Raw genomic sequence first — 17,876 nt, forward strand, 5'->3', positions numbered from 1 at the left:
CTTATTTAATTATGGATTACAGCCACGTCGTACACTTCTTTATACAAGACATGTCTTATTTTTTCAAATTCGATTGAAGCCAAATGATCAGGAAAGCTCATTATCTTCAGGGGCAAAGGCTTAAGCCCTGTACGAAGTGTCGGCTGAACGTAAGGAAATTCACATAACTGAAACCCTAATCGTTTGTAAAATCCTATCCTTCTCTGATTTATCTCATTCATGGGCAACTCAACTTCTAGTACAATCGGTAGAGTCGCTTGTTCCATAAAGCGCTCCATAAGCTTCTTACCGATGCCTCCACCGCGGATACTAGAAGAGACTGCCACATTTTCAACATAACTGAATTCATCAAACTTCCAGCCTGCAAGGAATCCAATCACATTTTGCTGTTCATTTTTCTCCGTAAGGAGAGAATAACGTGGATGAGCTAGTAGTAGCTTTTGTTCTTGATAGTCCCGGTATTCGGCTTCGGGGAAGGACTCCTTCATAATATCGAAAACTTGATCAAAAATTTGAATATTGTTCATTCTAACCACTCCCAAACAACTTAATCGAATAACATCACGATAAACCCTAGTATCGTACCAGAGTCAAGTGTTAATCATGCATAATTACTCTTGAACTGATGCATGAAGTGAGAGCGTTTTTTAAAATTAATGTAGTTGTCCGGAAGTATATCTAAAGCAATTGTCAAGTATAAAAACGTAGCTCCATTACCGATGAAGCCTTACTTAGGAAAATTGGAGGGACCTCTCTGTTTCATCGCAATATATAATGAAGGCCACCTCAATGGTTGAGTAGCTAACGTCTATTTATTCTCATAAGATACATGTAAATACCCTGTATGCGGATTGATCCGCATACAGGGTATTTAATTCTAGAAACAGCTAAACGAGCTGATTCGCTGCAGATCAATGCCGCTGTACATCCAGAAGAAGCCATTCCAACGGAAGCCCGCCACCGAATTTCTGCCGACAAATACCGGGAACATCCAGAAGCCTGGACCACGATCCGGCCAAATATAGGTGTAGCGAAACAGACAGCCGGATATGGCTCTTGGATCTACCGCAAATAACGAAGCCGGTTGCTGTGGAATGAATGATGGTGGCGGACCGGTAGGTGCTTGCACGCCTTGTGGTCCGCCTCCTCCACCCCCGGGGAACGATGGCGGACCAGGCATTCCACCAGGTCCTCCGGGACCCCCAGGTCCGCCAAACCCTCCACCAGGTCCAAAAGGTGGTAAAAATGTCATACAACATCACTCCTGTTCATTAGTCTAGTGTATTGTATGTAGGCAATTGAACAGGGGAATGGATAGGAGCCTATAGAAGGCCGCAAATTTGGTCATAATCCTGTCAGGCGTTAAGGAATGGTTTGGTGGAGCGTTTAATTCTAATTGATCCAGATAAAATTTTTTTAATTTTTGGTGCAGGTGTCATCGGGAGCATGTACGCAATTAAGTTGATTGAAGCAGGGTTTGAGATTACCTTGATCGATACAATATCATGGATAAGCTCGCGAAAGATTTTATATACGATTTTATTTTCGTTACAGTTCGTTGCAAACGTATTTAAAACAGCAAAGCTTCCCTACGTTATTAAAAAGGATGTATCAGACATTGCCATGTTGAGCTTTTTGCATTCTAAGAATAAGATCATTGACCACAAAATACCTATTCCAACCCCTAACACACCAACTGTAATTAATTTTAGGGATTTGGTTCTCATCAGAATATCCTCCTAATGTTGAATCATTGGAGTTTTAGAACGGCAAACACGATGGTAATCCCCAGATCCGCAAACCTCAGTCGAATCTATTTAAGAGGCAACCGTGGGAAGGAAAAAAATCCTTTTACAATCATTGTCAGTACGCTATAATACAATCACCAGATGGATTACCCAACAAAGTGAAATATTGTAATTTAAAATTGGAGGTATGGTTATGATCAAGAAGAAAAAAATGTCCACAGTCCTCAGCGCAGCTTTAGTCGTTTCTATGTTGGCTACTGGCTTGATAGTCGCTATTCAAGGTAATACAACGTTAGAGGTAGCGAAGTCAGCAGGGGACAAAAAGGTTGAAGTTATTAAGTAAAGAAGATAGGTGCGATTCTAGTAGTCCCAAAAATTAGGGGTATTCGAAGCACCTAATGCGGAATCTAAAGACTCTAAAACAGTGGTAGGTACAAATTTATTACCTCAGCTCGGTTAACCCAGCTGAGGTTTTTTCATTTCCTCGTTAATTCATTAAGCTAACCGAGCAGGTAGCAAAAAAAGATATCTGTACTTCAGAGAGTTCCAGAAGGGAAAAGGCTCTGTTATTTTATTTAATCGAGGCTAGATGAACACTTCATGTTTCCAAAACAGTAATACTACTTTCGTATGACTACAACTCCCTATCATTTTGTCTACAATGTCTACGTAGAGAATGATAGGGTCCTTTTGTTGCGGCTTTAGTTGAAATCGCAGGGCTCGAATTCTATAGATAATCGCAACCGGGATTAAGGAATCAAAATTCATTAATATGGAGGAACGTTAAGTGATAAAAAGATTGAAATTATCCATGGTATTTTTGCTTGTAATGACGTTTTTTGTGGTTTCTGCTGCTCAGGCGGCTCCAATTGGCCAACTAGACGAGATCTCTATTATTGTTAATGATAGTGTAGTCCCGAGTGACGTCAAACCCGTTGTTCATAAAGGAACCACACTTATACCTTTAAGGGTTCTTGAAGAATCGCTCGGTGTGTCTCTTAACTGGAACAGTTCTACACAAACCATAACGGTTATTAAAGGAGATACATCGGGTATTCTAATTATTGGCAAACCGACTGCCAGCGTTAAAATCGGTGATGTAGAGGAGGAGGTCGCACTCGATCAACCTGCTAATATCATTCAGAATCGGGTTATGGTACCCGTACGTTTTATTGCAGAATTATTGGGAGCAAAAGTAGTATGGAATTCCACCATCAAAACCATCATCATCAGTACTTTGCCATCAGTTGTCGAAGAATCGCAGAATTCTACAGGCGATGGAGCCAAGGGAGATAAAGGCGATACCGGAGCAACTGGACCAGTTGGAGCACAAGGACCAGCAGGCTCCACGGGAGCACAAGGAGCTTCGGGGCCAGCAGGACCACAAGGCCAAGTGGGACCGCAAGGAAATCCAGGGCCAGCAGGAGCACAAGGGCCGGTAGGGCCGCAAGGAGATCAAGGGTCAGCAGGAGCACAAGGGCCGGTAGGGCCGCAAGGAGATCAAGGGCCAGTTGGAGCACAAGGACCAGCAGGCCCGGCGGGGGCGCAGGGAGATCCAGGACCAGCGGGGACTTCTTTTACCTCGGAAGGATTTTCTGTTACCAGTACGACATACTCAATCAATAGTAGCACGCTATTTTCAAATTGGAGCGAGGCGTCTCCATATTACGGAAGCCCTACATTTAATCCTTCTACAGGGATATTTACGGCACCGGACAGTGGTAGATATGCCATACATGCAACTGTTAATTATAAGATTGACACACCAATCAATGTAAGCATAGGAAGAGGCATTGATCCGGTTTTTACTGTAAAGAAGAATGACAATATTGATTTAATAAATGGTTATATGCCTTTCCTTGACGTTAATATACCGTTAGTTTTAACGATGAGAACTGTACTAGGTAGTGCGACGGTGACGTTAACCGGTGATGTAGAGCTGGAGGCAGGTGATCAAGTCGGGTTATATTACGAAGCTGATGGTCTATCCATTGGATTCAGTACGGATATAGTATGGTCAATTCATCGGCTATCCTAATACAAGGTTACCTGAGGTAAAGTTGAACTTTGGTAATAGAAATTCTTCTAACAGGTATAGAGTCGGGCCTTTCTCTATGGGGGAATGTCTGGCTCTATTTTTTGCGGCTTTCGTATGATCAGGTTAGCCAGTGGGAGCCACACTAGCGGGCCGGCCTTATGCACCCGACCATTGCAGCGTTGCTTCAAGAGGGTAATCAGTAAATACATAGTCGAAGGCAAAGGTGCTTTGACAACCATTTAGTTAATTTTTTTGCATAATTTTATCCCAGTTGTTAAAAAATAAGTAAGGATAATATTCATTTACGCAGTGACTAGATATAAATAAACAATCGGGAATAGCACGTAAAAGGCAATTCGCTTAAAGGAGTGTTACAAAAATGAGAGCAGTTGTGATTAATCAATATGGGAGTAAAGAAGCGCTAGTTGAGCAGGAAGTGAATAAACCAAGTGCAGAAGCTAATCAAGTGGTTGTAAAACTAGAGGCTACATCCATTAATCCAATCGATTGGAAATTAAGAGAGGGCTACTTAAAAGAAATGTTTGATTGGGAATTTCCTATTATCTTAGGGTGGGATGCAGCTGGAGTCATAAGTGAAATTGGTTCAAACGTTACGAAGTGGAACGTTGGAGACCGCGTATTCAGTCGCCCTGAAACAACTCGTTTCGGTACGTATGCTGAGTATACAGCAGTTGATGAGCACCTACTGGCAAAACTACCTGATTCAATCTCATATGAGGAGGCTGCAGCGGTACCTTTAGCTGGTTTAACAGCATGGCAGGCATTGTTTACTCATGGCCATTTAAAAGAAGGTGAAACTGTACTTATTCACGCTGGGGCTGGTGGTGTAGGTATTTATGCCATTCAATTAGCAAAGCACGCCGGCGCTCATGTTGTTACAACTGCAAGTGAAAAAAATCATGAACTTCTCTATTCATTAGGTGCTGATCAAGTTATTGATTACAAAAAGGAAAACTTTGAAGACATTCTAAAAGATATAGACTTGGTGTTCGACACGATGGGTGGAGAAGTAGCTGAGAAAAGCTATACGGTACTTAAGCAAAATACCGGAAGATTGATTACCATTGTTGGTGAACCCAATCATGATACGGCTAAGTCTCACAATGTATCAGCAAAGGGGATTTGGCTACAGCCAGATGGTGATCAATTGCAGAGAATGGCTGATCTGATGGAAGAGAAAAAAATTAAGTCGATTGTAGGGGCAACATTCCCGTTTAGTAGACAGGGTATTTATGATGCACATGCTTTGAGTGAAACCCACCACGCTGTTGGTAAAATTGTCATTACATTTTAAACAAGGAGATTGAAAAAACGATAAACACATATTCCCATTGAAGTCGCTATTTTAGCGGCTTTTTTTTATTTTATCGGTACAAATTCTTGTCTAAGCCCAGAACAAGAATTTGTACCGATTGCCTGGAGGCAGGAACCATTGCTATAGAGATCAAATCAAGTATACATTACCTACCAGATAGTTCATTAAGCGAGATTTCTTGTTCCTCCAGCAGTCGTTTCAGCTTTTGGCGCTGCCGTTTTTCCTTCTGACGGCGCTCTCTGTCTTCGGCCTGCAGAGCCTTGAGTAGGGAGACACACATACCGATAAGGACAACAGCGAACGGCAATGCGGCCACAATGGCGGCCGTCTGGAGGCCGTTCAACCCCCCGCTAATCAGCAGTACTACCGCGATGGAGGACTGTAAGATTCCCCAGGTTAATTTCACTCTTGTACTCGGGTCCAGCTTGCCATCTGAAGTCAGCATGCCCAGCACAAAGGTAGCCGAATCAGCCGATGTAATAAAGAAGATCATAATCAGGAGTGTAGCGATGAATGCAACGATCGTGCTTAAAGGCAGATGCTCCAGCATAAGGAATAGAGCGGTTGTCGCATCTTCTTTGACGGCCTCCGCCAAATGAGCAGCATTGAACAACTCCATATGAATTCCTGTTCCGCCGAAGACTGAGAACCAGATAAATCCGAAAAGACTTGGAATAACCATGACGTAAATTACAAATTCCTTTATGGTTCTTCCTCTGGATACCCTTGCGATAAAAGTACCGACAAAGGGAGCCCACGAGATCCACCATGCCCAGTAAAATAATGTCCATGTTCCAATCCAGGTTTCTCTTGAGAACGGCGTCAGTCTCAAACTCATGTTAATAATATTCTGCATGTAACTGCCCAAAGTTGTCGTGAATGTATCAAATATAAAAGAAGTCGGTCCAGTCACCAATACAAATAGCATTAATAGCACTGCTATAACGAGGTTGGTGTTGCTCAGAATCTTAATACCTTTATCCAGACCGGAGGTTGCCGAGATTAAAAACAGTACGGTTACAATGATGATAATGACAACCTGGGACATGGTCGAGTTCGGAATACCGAATAAGTAATTCAGACCCCCACCAATCTGAAGTGCTCCCAAACCAAGCGAGGTTGCAACACCGAAGATGGTGGAAATGACTGCCAGAATATCAATGAACTTGCCTAGCCACCCTGCAGCAAGACGCTCACCGATCAGAGGAATAAAGGTGGAACTGATTAGCCCTTTGTAGCCTTTCCGGAACTGGAAGTAAGCAAGTGCTAAGCCGATGACGGTATAGATTGCCCAAGGATGCAGTCCCCAGTGGAAAAAGGCATAACGCATTGACAGTCTTGCTGCTTGCGTTGTTTCGGGTACCGCCCCTTCCGGTGCAGATAAATAGTGGGACAGCGGTTCAGCAACTCCCCAGAACACCAGCCCAATGCCCATTCCAGCACTAAACAGCATGGACAGCCAGGAAACCGTCGAATATTCCGGTTCATCATCGTCATCCCCCAGCCTAATACCGCCAAATCGGCTGAACGCCAGATAAAAAGCAAAGATCAGGAAGAACAGTGTCGCTAGCAGATAAAACCAGCCAAAATTCTGGATAGAGAAGTTGTAGGCAACGTTAGCCACATCCGCCAGCTGATCAGGAGCGACCGCTCCCCATATTGCGAACAGTACAACGATGATAATTGTGATTGTAAATACCATGATGAGACCTCCGTTATGTAAGCTTCAGCCAACTGTTTCTTAGTATGTGCTAGTCCATCTAGTAATATTTCGGAAAGCCAGCTGTTGTAAAATAAAACAAACCGCCGTGTAATGAAACACCCGTCGGTTTGTTTTGATCTTGCCTGAATAATATATAGTGCCTATAAACGTATGAATTGAACAGGTGCGTTAAGGAACAGTGGTTTCGATTTGTGTCTATAATTGCAGTTTTGGGAGGGAAGGATAGATTAATGAATGTGTTGTATTTGATAATAATGAGGAAGGATATCGCTATCATTAAATGGATCGGGGCAATGTACTAGCTACTGCGCGTCACCTGAAAAAGATTCTGATCTAGAATAGGTTGGCTTCCAGAAAATTGTTGACTGTAATCATAAATTTACAGATCCTTCAGATTAACTTGCATGCGTTTAAGCATGTCGGTCATCATTGCAACTTCTTCTTCACTGAAATCCAGTATCATCTGATGAAGAAACTGGTTTCGATCCTGCTTGAAATTGGCGATATGCGTTAGCCCTTGTTCTGTTAACCGGACGAAAGTTTCCCGATGATCATCGGGGTTTCTTCTTCGTGACACCAAACCATCTGCTTCCAGTTGCTTCAAATGGCGTGTAATAGCAGCACTGTCGATATGAATGGCCTTCTGCAAATGGCTTTGTGTAACTTCTTGATGAAGATAGAGATGATACAACAGAACGTATCGTGAAGAACTGATCCCCGTACTACGTTCAAATTTAGGTTTCAGCTGATTGCTTATATTTTTAAGTAATATTAATAAGGTTTCTTGTTCCAGCGAACAATTCATGTTTGCCCCTCCTTGAATGGTACCGAATGTCTTGGAAAGCTTCATATTAAAAATGTCAGATTCCTTCCACGACATTCGGCAGCTAAAGGCAACTATATCATAATGTGGAGACTACTCGCACTATCGCTTTAAATCATGCCCAAAACGTAGTCTCTTCGGCTGGCATACGGTAGGAGGTGTATCCCTCGCTTGCAGCTTTTCCAATTGTCAGTAGCATGACTGGTACATAGCGTTCTTTATCCAAGCCAAACACTTCGGCAATTTGATCTTTTTCATAACCGCCGATTGGATTGGTGTCATACCCATGCGCACGGGCAACCAGCATCAATTGCATGGAAACCAGACCGGCGTCAAGCATAATGACATCGTTCATTTCATCATCGGACATGTTGTTATAGATCGGTTTGAATGCGTTCAACTGAAAGTCCTTAACATCTTGTGGCATTAAGCCATGCTCAACAGCTTTTCCATAGATGTTTTCTGCATAATCGAAATTGTTTTTGTCCGCAAACACGGCAATGACAGCAGAAGCTTGAGCGACTTTTTCTTTGTTGAAGCGGGACAGTGGGACGAGTTTTTCTTTTCCCTCTGGAGTATCCACCACAAGGAAGCGCCAAGGCTGCATGTTGATGGAGGAAGGGGCGGTGCTAGCTTCATTGATGATTTGAGTCATTTCTTCCCTGCTGATTTTTACGGATGAATCGTATGTCTTAATGGAGCGGCGTCCATAAATAATCTCGTTAAAATCGTTTGTTTGTTGGTATGGTTTCATAATAATTATCTCCCTTTATATTTTGTTGAGGCATCAATGTTTGACTAGTCAATTGTTGATAAGTCAAATATAATCGAAATAGAAATCCATTTCAATAGTTTTTTAACGCCAAAATATTACAATAATCACTTATTATTTGTCATTGCCCACTTGCACAGTTAAACAAAATAGGGCTGGAGTTTAACAACAATTTCAAAGGGATAATAAAAGGATTGACATGAAACCAGTTACATATTTTAATCTTGTTTTGTAGCGAGAGATCACGCAATCATTCAGGTAGACCTGTTATGATGAACCTTTTTCGGATACTTATTAAATATTCATTATAAAGTGTTTGAATAAAGGGAGATCATCTCAATCAAAAAGACAAACAGGACATACTAAAAAATGGGAGGTCATAACAATGATTAAACTTGTAGTTACTGATTTAGATGGAACGTTTCTGAACAATAAAGGTTCGTACGATGTCGAGCTCTTCAAAAAAGTGTATGCAGAGATGCAGCAAAAAGGAGTCACTTTTGTCGCATGTACCGGGAAACAATGTGAACGTGTAGAGAAATTGTTTGATGAGCATGGCAAAGGAGTCTGGATCCTGGGTGATAGTGCTGCACGAATTAAAAAAGATGGTGAAGTCGTTAAAGAGTTCAGCATGGATAAGGATCTCGCCTTGAAGGCGATTGCTCGAATCCAGGACTTTGACAACACAATGACTCTTATCGTATGTTCAAGCGATGCTGCTTACGTTCGTTCTTCCATTTCAGAAGATATGTACAACGTAGTTAAAAGCTCCTATGAGCGTGTCATTAAAACAGATTCTTTTGAAACGATCGAGAGTCGCTTTATCAAAATTACGGTCTTCGATACAGAAGGACGTAGTACAGCATTAAAAGCGCATGTTGAGGAAACGTTAAGTGGACAAATTTACATTGTTGACTCGGAGGCAAAATGGCTGGATATCACGGCATTACACACCCACAAAGGAGAGACCGTTAAAAAACTGCAAGAAATGTTGGGTGTAACATACGACGAAACGATGTCATTTGGTGACGGCGAGAATGATGTAGAGCTCATGGCCATCGCCAAATATAGTTTTGCAGTTAGTAATGCTTGTGATAATACGAAAAAAGCAGCAAACTTTATTACGAAATCTAACGAAGAGAATGGCGTTCTTCTAACCATTCAAAAAATACTGGATTTGCAGTAATACTTGTCTGTCAACAGGCGACGCATGTTCGAAATGAGAGGGGCAATCATATGATTGCCCTATTTTTCATGGGATAAGAAACGTTACAAAGAGTCAATGTTCGTAACTTGTTTGCGATAATGCTGTGGAACTACACCCATCTGTTTACGGAAAATGGACGAAAAATAACTAGAACTTTGAAAACCACAGGCAAGAGCAATTTCACTTATGGATCTCCGTGTTTCTTTTAACATTTCACAGCTTTTCTGAAGTCGATATTGGGTGACATAGTTGTTTGGCGACTGCCCCACATATCGGTTAAATAATTGGCAACAACGGCTTCTGCAGACAGCTCCGGCAGATGCGATCTCCTCAAGTGTTATCTTCTGATCATAGTTCTGATGAATGAAATGAGTCATTTCCTGAACATGCGTTAACACGCCGGGTTGGCCGGAAACAGGTTTTAACTGATCGCCTATTGTAGCACATAACGATAACGCATGGGATACCAACCGTAGTGGATTGGGATGTTTATGCTCCGTGTGCATCTCCCGATATAGTTCTTGAATGGACAGTAATACGTCTTCCTGCCAGTCTACCTGATCCGTGAGGACAACAAAATCAGCCATTTTGGAACTGAATTTCTCCTCCCAGTACGTCTGAATATAAGAAGTTTTCTCACCAAGAATGGAGGGGTGAATAACAACTACAAGGAACGAACAATCGTCGTGATCCGCAACAGCGTATCCATGATGCAAACGTTGGCTATTAACAAAGAGCCCACTTCCCTGATGCAATCGAGTGATACTTCCATTAACAGAGAAATCCATCAATCCTTTTAATACGTAGATAAACTCCAGATCTACATGCCAATGTGCAACTGCTGCATAATTGTTAAATTGATGAAGGCTGCCCCTGCGGACATAAAGGGGTAAGTCAGGAAGATTATAATCCAACCGTTCTGATAGATCAGAGAACACCTCTAAATCTGTCATCGAGAATCCCTTCTTTACACAAATGTATACGATATTAATAAAAGTATAGCCAATATTGATGGAAACAACAATAATTATGTCCTATTCTTATATTGTGGAAAATAACAGAGAGGACAGATATAGGTGAGAAAACGCATGCCACTTCAAGGTTTCGGCAAACGAGACTTTAATCGAGAATTAATATCGCTCGTGATCCCCATTGCATTACAAAACCTAATATCAGCTACAGTGATATCTGTAGATGTAATTATGCTGGGTATAATTAGTCAATCTGCCATGGCGGCCGTATCACTCGCAGGACAAATCACGTTTACTTTAACATTGTTTTACATGGGATTGGCAGCAGGGGCGAGTATCCTCACGGCTCAGTACTGGGGGAAGAAGGATACAGTAAGCATACAGCGCATTCTTAGTATTGCCTGCGTGTTCTCCTTAGGTATATCCATTCTGTTTTTCTTGTCTTCCTTGTTGGTTCCCGACGCACTGATGCGCTTATTCACCAATGATCCTGAATTGATTGAATATGGGTCAAGGTTTTTACAGTTTAATTCCTTTTCCTACCTTGTGATGGGTTTATCTCAGATGTATCTGAGTGTGATTCGAAGTATGGAAAATGCCAAACTCAGTGCGTGGATTAGTTCGTTGTGTTTGGTCTTAAACATTATATTTAATGCCATTTGTATTTTTGTACTATTCCCATCGAATCCGGAGCTTGCGATTGGGGCTGTAGCTTTGGCCACGGTGCTCTCGCGTATGATTGAACTGGCATGTTGCGTGATTCATTCTTTAACTAAAGGAAGCATTCGTTTTCGTTTACCGGTACGTGACCGTATTCAGCGTAATCTATTAAAGGATTTCTTGAAATATACGCTGCCAGTACAGGGGAATTATATCGTATGGGGAGGAGCGTTAACCGCTACAGCTGCCATTATAGGGCATGTGAACTCCGATATGGTAGCAGCGAACTCCATTGCATCCGTAGTCAAAAATCTAGCGGTCGTTTTCTGTGGGGGCATAGCTACTGGAGGATCTGTACTTATTGGAAAGTATCTGGGACAGGGTGAAATGGACAAAGCAAAGTATGCGGGTAACTACATGTGTTATTACGCTTTAATTTTTGGATTTATTGCAGGCTGCACGATTCTACTGATTAAACCTTTAGTGTACTCTATCGTTAATTTGAACCCCGTTGCTCAAGGTTATCTAGATGGCATGTTATACATTAGTGCGTATTATTGCATTGCAAAATCGTTTAACTCCACAACCATAGCGGGCATATTCCCTGCTGGTGGAGATTCCAAATTTGGATTATGGTGTGACACAGTTGTTATGTGGCTTATTATTATACCACTTAGTTACCTATGTGCATTTGTATGGCAAGTGTCTCCCATTTATATATATATCGTCATCAGCTTAGATGAATTGATTAAATTGCCTATTGCTTTCACCCGTTATCGTCAATTTAAATGGCTGAACAACTTAACTAGAAACTTTACACAAACCTGAACTTCACAAGGGATTATGTAAATTACTCTAATAAATATTAGCTTTCTATAAAGGAGAAGATAGTATGAATATTCAAGAACGTATGGCAAGCAAACAACTATTTACAGATGATGATGCCAATTACCCGGAAGAGGCTACAGAGTTAGCCAAAGCACGCCAGCGAGGTAAGGCACTATGCTATGAAATCAATAATCTGCATCCGGATGATGTTGAAACGCGGAAGAAATTAATGAAACAATTATTTGGTAGCATAGGCGAAAATGTATGGATGGAACCGCCACTGCGCATGTCATACGGCTCCAATACAACCGTGGGAAATAACGTATATATTAATTTCAACCTAACTGTAGTTGATGACTACAAAGTTACAATTGGGAATGATGTGATGTTTGGCCCAAATGTAACGATTGCTGTGACCAGTCACCCTATACACCCCGAGAAGCGCAAAGAAGGCGGAATGTTTGCGTTACCCGTCGTTATTGAAGATGAGGCGTGGATTGGGAGCGGAGCAATTATTCTACCAGGCATCACGATTGGTAAAGGTAGTGTCGTTGGTGCGGGTAGTGTCGTAACGAAGGATGTCCCTGCAAATGTAATTGCTGTAGGGAATCCATGCAGAGTTCTTCGTGAGATTACTGAACAGGATCGAGAGTTCTACTATAAAGACATGCGTTTTGATCAGGTTGAATGGTAAAGGAAGTGAAATCTACCCTCTAGAGAGGAGTTTGTTCATGGATATCATTTATTCTATTATTATATTGATACTTTTGTTTTTTATCATTAGAGCCATTGTTCAATCCCGCCGAACCCATTTGGAAGCAAGTAAAATGAAACAAAATTTTGAACATTATTATAATGAAGATAACTATCATAAACATTAGCGTTTTGCCAGGATGTGATTCAAAATAATAGGAAACTGTAACTCTTAAAATATAGAACGGATGAAATAAGTACAAAAATAAAAAAAGGACCGTAAGAGTTCATCTTCCATCGATGAATGCTTTCGGTCCTTCTATGTTTATCCTGTACCTTTATGCCCTGGCAGCACCCTTATAAGAATATCTACGATGGTATTGGTTTCCACCACACTTGGTTAACGTCTTCGGAAGGCTCCGCCGCGTGCCAGAGCGAAGAAGATGAGTAAGGCAATAATCGAGCCAACGATGGCTGGAATAATATGAAATCCACCAATCACCGGCCCCCTTGGTCCCAGCAATTCCGTTCCTAACCAGGAACCGATAAAACCCGCAATAATGTTCCCAAGTACACCGCCCGGTACGTCCCGCCCAATCAAGTTGCCGCTTAACCAGCCAATAAGTCCACCAACAATGAGTACCCAGAGCAGATCCATGGATTGTTCTCCTTTCTTCGGGTTTATTACAAGTTATGTTGGGCTGAGTGGAATATACCTCACCTTCCAGTTGGTGGAGGAATCTAAAGTGTCTGTGCTAAGATGGGTTAATAATGGATTGAAGCTGGTGAAAACAAGACTAGATAGGGGTGTACAGTTGAAGAAAATCCTAGTCATTGATGATGAAATCGCAATTCGAGATTTAATTGAGCTGGTGCTGAGGCGTGAAAACTACGATGTGCAGACCGCAGAGGACGGCAAAACGGGCATGCAGCTGCTCGACTCTTTTCAACCCGATTTAGTGGTACTTGATCTGATGCTGCCAGACTGCTCCGGATATGACCTGTGCAAGGAAATTACCGGAAAACGTGCCATTCCAGTGATCATGCTTTCTGCGAAAGATGAGGTAATCGACAAGGTGTTGGGACTAGAGCTAGGGGCGGAAGATTACATGACCAAACCCTTTGACAATCGTGAATTGCTCGCTCGGATCAAGGTGATTCTGAGAAGAAACGAGAGCAGGGAGGACACAAGTGAAGGGACAGAAGTACAATCGACACGTATCCTTCATGAAGAGCTGACTTTTGACCTAGAAAGCCGCAGAGTGCTGAAAAACGGTGTACCCGTGTCTTTAACGGCCAAAGAGTTTAAAATTCTGGAAACGTTACTCAAAAGGCCCGACAAAATCTTTACCCGGGATGAGCTGCTGCAGATCGGATGGGGATATGACTTTATGGGAGACACTCGCAGTGTGGATATGACCATCATGCGATTACGGAAGAAGCTCGAGGATAACGCGGACGAACCGAAGTATGTCAGGACGATCTATGGATTTGGCTATCAGCTTGGAGGTGGCGAGGCCTGAAGTATGCAACCCGGTTACTGCTGAATTATTTATTTTTCTCCGTGCTGTCCTTTGGCATCATCATTTTTGCGGTAAATAAAGCCATCGATTACTACAGCTTCATTACCATTGAGAAACAGATGATGGAGAAGGCAGATCTGTCGGAGTTGTCCTTCCGTGAAGTGTTGGCACAGCATAGGTCATCGTCAGGTGAGCCCCAGACGGAGGAAATTGTCAGACTTGCTCTGGAGAAGCTGAAAGCTTCTGGCAAAGAGGTACGTATCTATGACAGCTCCAAGCAATTGCTGGGCCTGGCTGTGGATGGCATCATCATTAATGATGGCAAACCTCTTATTTTTGACAAAAATATTGAGAAAGCCCTGAGCGGCAGTTATGCTTACACCGTGACGGAAAATCATCTGCTTTATTTCGCGACGCCCATTCAGGATCAATTCTACGAAAACGCTTATGTGTATGAGTTCGTGGAGGATATTTCCTACTTTTATGCGATTATGGATCAGATCCGTTATATCCTGTTTGTCGGCGCAGGCGGATTTATTATACTGATTACGTTATCCAGTCTGTGGATTGCCCGCAACACAACCAAGCCGATTAAACTGTTGCTTGGCGCTGCGCAAAGTTTCGCTAGACAGGAGTTTCGGAGAGTTCATCTAAACCGGAAGGATGAGCTGGGCATGCTGGCAGATGGGCTGGATTCCATGGGGCGGCAGCTTCATGATTACATCCAGTACCAGAAACAATTTGTCTCCAACGTATCTCACGAGTTAAAAACACCCTTGGCAGCCATTCGTGGTTTCTCTCAATACTTGGTTGAAGGGGAGACGGAGAACAAGGAGTTGCAAAAAATCTATGCTCATCTGCTGCAGGAATCGGATCGGCTGACGCGCTTGATTAATGAACTGTTGTTGTTATCCCGATTCGACAAAGCTGGTTCTAACGAACTCGAAGCCCGGAAGACGGAAATGAATAAACTGATTCAGCAAGTTGCAATGAATATGGAAGCAAAGGCCGAGGATAAAGAGATCGAGATCAGCGTCAGTCAAGTGAAGGAAGAACCGGATGATGAGGGTACGACAAGAGTTTACGCCAACGTAAATCCAATGCTGATGTCCCATGCAATCGCCAATCTTGTGGATAATGCCATCAAATATTCAGGCAGTCCATCGCTAATTGAATTGAAGTTGGAACATACGCCAAGCGAGGTAGTTATATGTATACGTGATCAAGGGATCGGTATAGCGGGCGATGAGCTGGAGAGAGTGCAGGAACGTTTTTACCGGGCGAAAAATGTAAGTACAGCGAACGGTTCAGGTCTTGGACTTTCCATTTGCAAAGAGATTGTAGAGCGGTTTAATGGATATATCGACATGGAAAGTCAAATCGGGGAAGGAACAACTGTTACGATTGTATTGCCCCGTGCGTAGTCCTGCATCTAAACTTAAGCCTGAATAGGTAACGTTACAAGATTGGTACATTTCTGTTATGAGACTAACAAATGTTTTATTTATAATCACTTCATAAGAACAAATCACACATTTATGGAGGGATCATGATGAAGTTAACAAAGAAAGCTGCAGGTTTTATCGTACTAGGTGCTTTACTAACGGTGGCATTGACGGGCTGTCAGTCCAATGATGCTACGCCCCCAACAACCGGACAGAACACAGCGAATGAACAGAGCAAAGGCGAAGGAGCAACAAATGCGAATGCTTCCGAAAGTTCTGAAGAAAAGGGTACTGAAGCTATTAAAGAAGGTTCGATGGAGAAGGAAGGCAATGTGGTGCTGAAGGAGCTTGCCTTTGTCTATAATGAGCACACCATCGCGATTTCGGATACAGCGAATGAAGAGCAGATGGAACAGATGCTGGGTAAACCGGATAACCTGAAATCCCATACGTACAGTGCTGATGATGGAACAAACATGGATACGTTAATCGGTTTTACAGAAAAGGTTTATACGTATCCTGGTCTGGAGATTAAAACAATCAGTATACCAGAGGGAAAACAAGACTCCATTTTTCATATCGAAATCACAGATCCTAAGTACACGACAGTGCGAAACATTAAAGCAGGAGATAGCCTGGAGACACTCAAAAACGCCTACCCTGAGGGTAAACTGGTTGGTGATGGAGCCCCAAATGAGGAGGATGACTTCCGTTACGAGCCATCCAATTATGTGGATGTGATGTCGTTCCATATCAAGGATGCCAAGGTGGAGAGCATTCAGATCTACAGCCTTCTGGACTAATATTTAGGAATCGATGTTGGTAAGGCATTCATACGATTCACCTTTAACACCTGAATAAAAATGAGAAGTTAACCCTCATATATCCTGAAAAGGAGCATTGAGGGTTAACGTAGTTTTAGGACTTTTAATGAAGCACTACTTGGGCAAATGCAGAGGTAAAGATTTTTGGAACACCAAAACCATCGAACGCCTTGGGGTGCCGTCTATTATGATGACAGATGGCCCTCATGGACTTCGAAAACAAGAGGGGAGCGTTGACAGCGCCACATGCAAAAAAAGAATGGAAATATTACAAAACCAAGAAAGACTGGAACCCTAATGCTCCGATTGAGCGTAAGGATTTAGAACTGTTTTGTACCTATAGTGATGGCGGAAAATTGCCAGAGAAATCGGTCTCACATCAATGTGAAATACCAGCAGACCGTGCCGGTTATCATGTTATCCTCGGCGTTTGGGAAATCGCTGATACTGGCAATGCCTTTTATCAAGTACTTGACGTAAATTTAACGAAATCGGTTAGTGGAAATGGATCAAACACCGATGCCAACAGCACCAACGAATTTAAAAGCAAGCAATATCACGACAAAATCACTACACTTAGCTGGCATCCTTCGACTGATAATGTAAGTGTAATGAGTTATGAACTTTTTCAAAATGGACATAAGATTGCGACTATTCCAGGAACATCTGTATCCTATGATGTAAGTGGATTAAGTCAAGGAAAAACTTATACCTATGCGTTAAAAGCGATTGATGCTGCAGGTAATGAATCACTTCTCAGTTTGGAGATTACGGTGCAGACAACTTCTGCAACCATACCTGACACTTCAACTCCAACGGCTCCAAGCAATCTTCACGCACATAACGTAAGTGCAGCATCAGTAAATCTGATGTGGTCCAGTTCAATGGATAATGTGGCCGTTAGTAGCTACGACATTTACCAAGGTTCAGAGCGGATCGCTACTGTAAATGGAACCGTGACAAGTTATGAGGTTGCTGGTTTGAAATCAAGCTCGACATATACATTTTCAATTAAAGCCAAGGATTCTGCTGGAAATGTATCTGCAGCGAGTAACGTGATTACAGTTACTACACTTGAGTCATCTCCTCCAGTTGTAGAACCGGATGTACCTAAGACTTGGGCTAAGAATACGTCATACCACATCGGGGATCGCGTTATTTATAAAGGGGTCATTTATACTTGCCGTCAAGCTCACACATCAATATACACTTGGACTCCTTCCGAAGTCCTTGCATTGTGGTTGCCGGAATAGTCGATAGTCACTCAGGATTTGTTCCTGAGTGA

18 protein-coding genes are annotated in these 17,876 nt (G+C 42.4%); 11 read left to right on the forward strand and 7 right to left on the reverse strand.

What is annotated here, in order from left to right:
• Positions 1 to 5 precede the first annotated feature (5 nt).
• Positions 6 to 527, reverse strand: a complete 522-nt coding sequence (locus tag PAHA3_RS10430; protein WP_062834676.1) for a GNAT family N-acetyltransferase — start codon at positions 525 to 527, stop codon at positions 6 to 8.
• Positions 528 to 877: 350 nt separating this feature from the next.
• On the reverse strand, positions 878 to 1,252 hold the full coding sequence (locus PAHA3_RS10435) for a hypothetical protein (protein WP_062834677.1): 375 nt from the start codon (positions 1,250 to 1,252) through the stop codon (positions 878 to 880).
• A 125-nt stretch (positions 1,253 to 1,377) separates the two neighbouring features.
• On the opposite strand from PAHA3_RS10435, the gene PAHA3_RS10440 reads away from it, so the two are divergent.
• The 4 genes from PAHA3_RS10440 (at position 1,378) to PAHA3_RS10450 (ending at position 5,101) form a co-directional block, all read left to right on the forward strand.
• A complete protein-coding gene (locus PAHA3_RS10440; RefSeq protein ID WP_062834678.1) occupies positions 1,378 to 1,743 on the forward strand; it encodes a hypothetical protein in 366 nt (121 codons plus the stop codon).
• A gap of 198 nt (positions 1,744 to 1,941) precedes the next feature.
• Positions 1,942 to 2,091, forward strand: coding sequence for a hypothetical protein (locus tag PAHA3_RS30420; RefSeq protein WP_167350828.1), 150 nt, complete (start codon positions 1,942 to 1,944; stop codon positions 2,089 to 2,091).
• A gap of 444 nt (positions 2,092 to 2,535) precedes the next feature.
• Positions 2,536 to 3,786, forward strand: coding sequence for a stalk domain-containing protein (locus PAHA3_RS31080; protein WP_062834679.1), 1,251 nt, complete (start codon positions 2,536 to 2,538; stop codon positions 3,784 to 3,786).
• 379 nt (positions 3,787 to 4,165) lie between these two features.
• The gene (locus tag PAHA3_RS10450) at positions 4,166 to 5,101 is read left to right on the forward strand and encodes an NADP-dependent oxidoreductase (protein ID WP_062834680.1); all 936 of its coding nucleotides are present in this window, start codon (positions 4,166 to 4,168) and stop codon (positions 5,099 to 5,101) included.
• Positions 5,102 to 5,267: 166 nt separating this feature from the next.
• On the opposite strand, the gene PAHA3_RS10455 is transcribed toward PAHA3_RS10450, so the two are convergent.
• The 3 genes from PAHA3_RS10455 to PAHA3_RS10465 all read right to left on the reverse strand — a co-directional run bounded on the left by PAHA3_RS10455 (position 5,268) and on the right by PAHA3_RS10465 (position 8,422).
• A complete protein-coding gene (locus PAHA3_RS10455; RefSeq protein ID WP_062834681.1) occupies positions 5,268 to 6,824 on the reverse strand; it encodes a glycine betaine uptake BCCT transporter in 1,557 nt (518 codons plus the stop codon).
• Positions 6,825 to 7,224: 400 nt separating this feature from the next.
• Complete coding sequence (locus tag PAHA3_RS10460; protein ID WP_062834682.1) at positions 7,225 to 7,650, reverse strand: MarR family winged helix-turn-helix transcriptional regulator; 426 nt, start codon at positions 7,648 to 7,650, stop codon at positions 7,225 to 7,227.
• Positions 7,651 to 7,783: 133 nt separating this feature from the next.
• On the reverse strand, positions 7,784 to 8,422 hold the full coding sequence (locus PAHA3_RS10465) for a nitroreductase family protein (RefSeq protein ID WP_062834683.1): 639 nt from the start codon (positions 8,420 to 8,422) through the stop codon (positions 7,784 to 7,786).
• Positions 8,423 to 8,825: 403 nt separating this feature from the next.
• Between PAHA3_RS10465 and PAHA3_RS10470 the strand changes: the two genes are divergently transcribed.
• Positions 8,826 to 9,626, forward strand: a complete 801-nt coding sequence (locus tag PAHA3_RS10470; protein ID WP_062834684.1) for a Cof-type HAD-IIB family hydrolase — start codon at positions 8,826 to 8,828, stop codon at positions 9,624 to 9,626.
• Between the two features lie 83 nt (positions 9,627 to 9,709).
• On the opposite strand, the gene PAHA3_RS10475 is transcribed toward PAHA3_RS10470, so the two are convergent.
• Positions 9,710 to 10,600, reverse strand: a complete 891-nt coding sequence (locus PAHA3_RS10475) for an AraC family transcriptional regulator (RefSeq protein WP_062834685.1) — start codon at positions 10,598 to 10,600, stop codon at positions 9,710 to 9,712.
• Between the two features lie 123 nt (positions 10,601 to 10,723).
• Here PAHA3_RS10475 and PAHA3_RS10480 point away from each other — a divergent pair, with 123 nt between their 5' ends.
• Complete coding sequence (locus tag PAHA3_RS10480; RefSeq protein ID WP_235599412.1) at positions 10,724 to 12,106, forward strand: MATE family efflux transporter; 1,383 nt, start codon at positions 10,724 to 10,726, stop codon at positions 12,104 to 12,106.
• A gap of 64 nt (positions 12,107 to 12,170) precedes the next feature.
• On the forward strand, positions 12,171 to 12,800 hold the full coding sequence (locus tag PAHA3_RS10485; protein WP_062834687.1) for a sugar O-acetyltransferase: 630 nt from the start codon (positions 12,171 to 12,173) through the stop codon (positions 12,798 to 12,800).
• 399 nt (positions 12,801 to 13,199) lie between these two features.
• Here the strand turns inward: PAHA3_RS10485 and PAHA3_RS10490 are convergent, their stop codons facing one another.
• Positions 13,200 to 13,457: a GlsB/YeaQ/YmgE family stress response membrane protein gene (locus PAHA3_RS10490; protein ID WP_024630063.1), complete on the reverse strand. Its 258-nt coding sequence runs from the start codon at positions 13,455 to 13,457 to the stop codon at positions 13,200 to 13,202.
• Positions 13,458 to 13,545: 88 nt separating this feature from the next.
• Between PAHA3_RS10490 and PAHA3_RS10495 the strand changes: the two genes are divergently transcribed.
• From PAHA3_RS10495 to PAHA3_RS10510, 4 genes are all read left to right on the forward strand, one after another.
• The gene (locus PAHA3_RS10495; RefSeq protein ID WP_235599413.1) at positions 13,546 to 14,322 is read left to right on the forward strand and encodes a response regulator transcription factor; all 777 of its coding nucleotides are present in this window, start codon (positions 13,546 to 13,548) and stop codon (positions 14,320 to 14,322) included.
• A gap of 41 nt (positions 14,323 to 14,363) precedes the next feature.
• The gene (locus PAHA3_RS10500) at positions 14,364 to 15,746 is read left to right on the forward strand and encodes a sensor histidine kinase (protein ID WP_062834688.1); all 1,383 of its coding nucleotides are present in this window, start codon (positions 14,364 to 14,366) and stop codon (positions 15,744 to 15,746) included.
• A gap of 128 nt (positions 15,747 to 15,874) precedes the next feature.
• Positions 15,875 to 16,570, forward strand: coding sequence for a hypothetical protein (locus PAHA3_RS10505; RefSeq protein WP_062834689.1), 696 nt, complete (start codon positions 15,875 to 15,877; stop codon positions 16,568 to 16,570).
• A gap of 227 nt (positions 16,571 to 16,797) precedes the next feature.
• A complete protein-coding gene (locus tag PAHA3_RS10510) occupies positions 16,798 to 17,844 on the forward strand; it encodes a lytic polysaccharide monooxygenase (RefSeq protein ID WP_371327907.1) in 1,047 nt (348 codons plus the stop codon).
• Positions 17,845 to 17,876: the final 32 nt, after the last annotated feature.

The organism is Paenibacillus amylolyticus (assembly GCF_001570725.1).
GTDB lineage: Bacteria > Bacillota > Bacilli > Paenibacillales > Paenibacillaceae > Paenibacillus > Paenibacillus amylolyticus_A.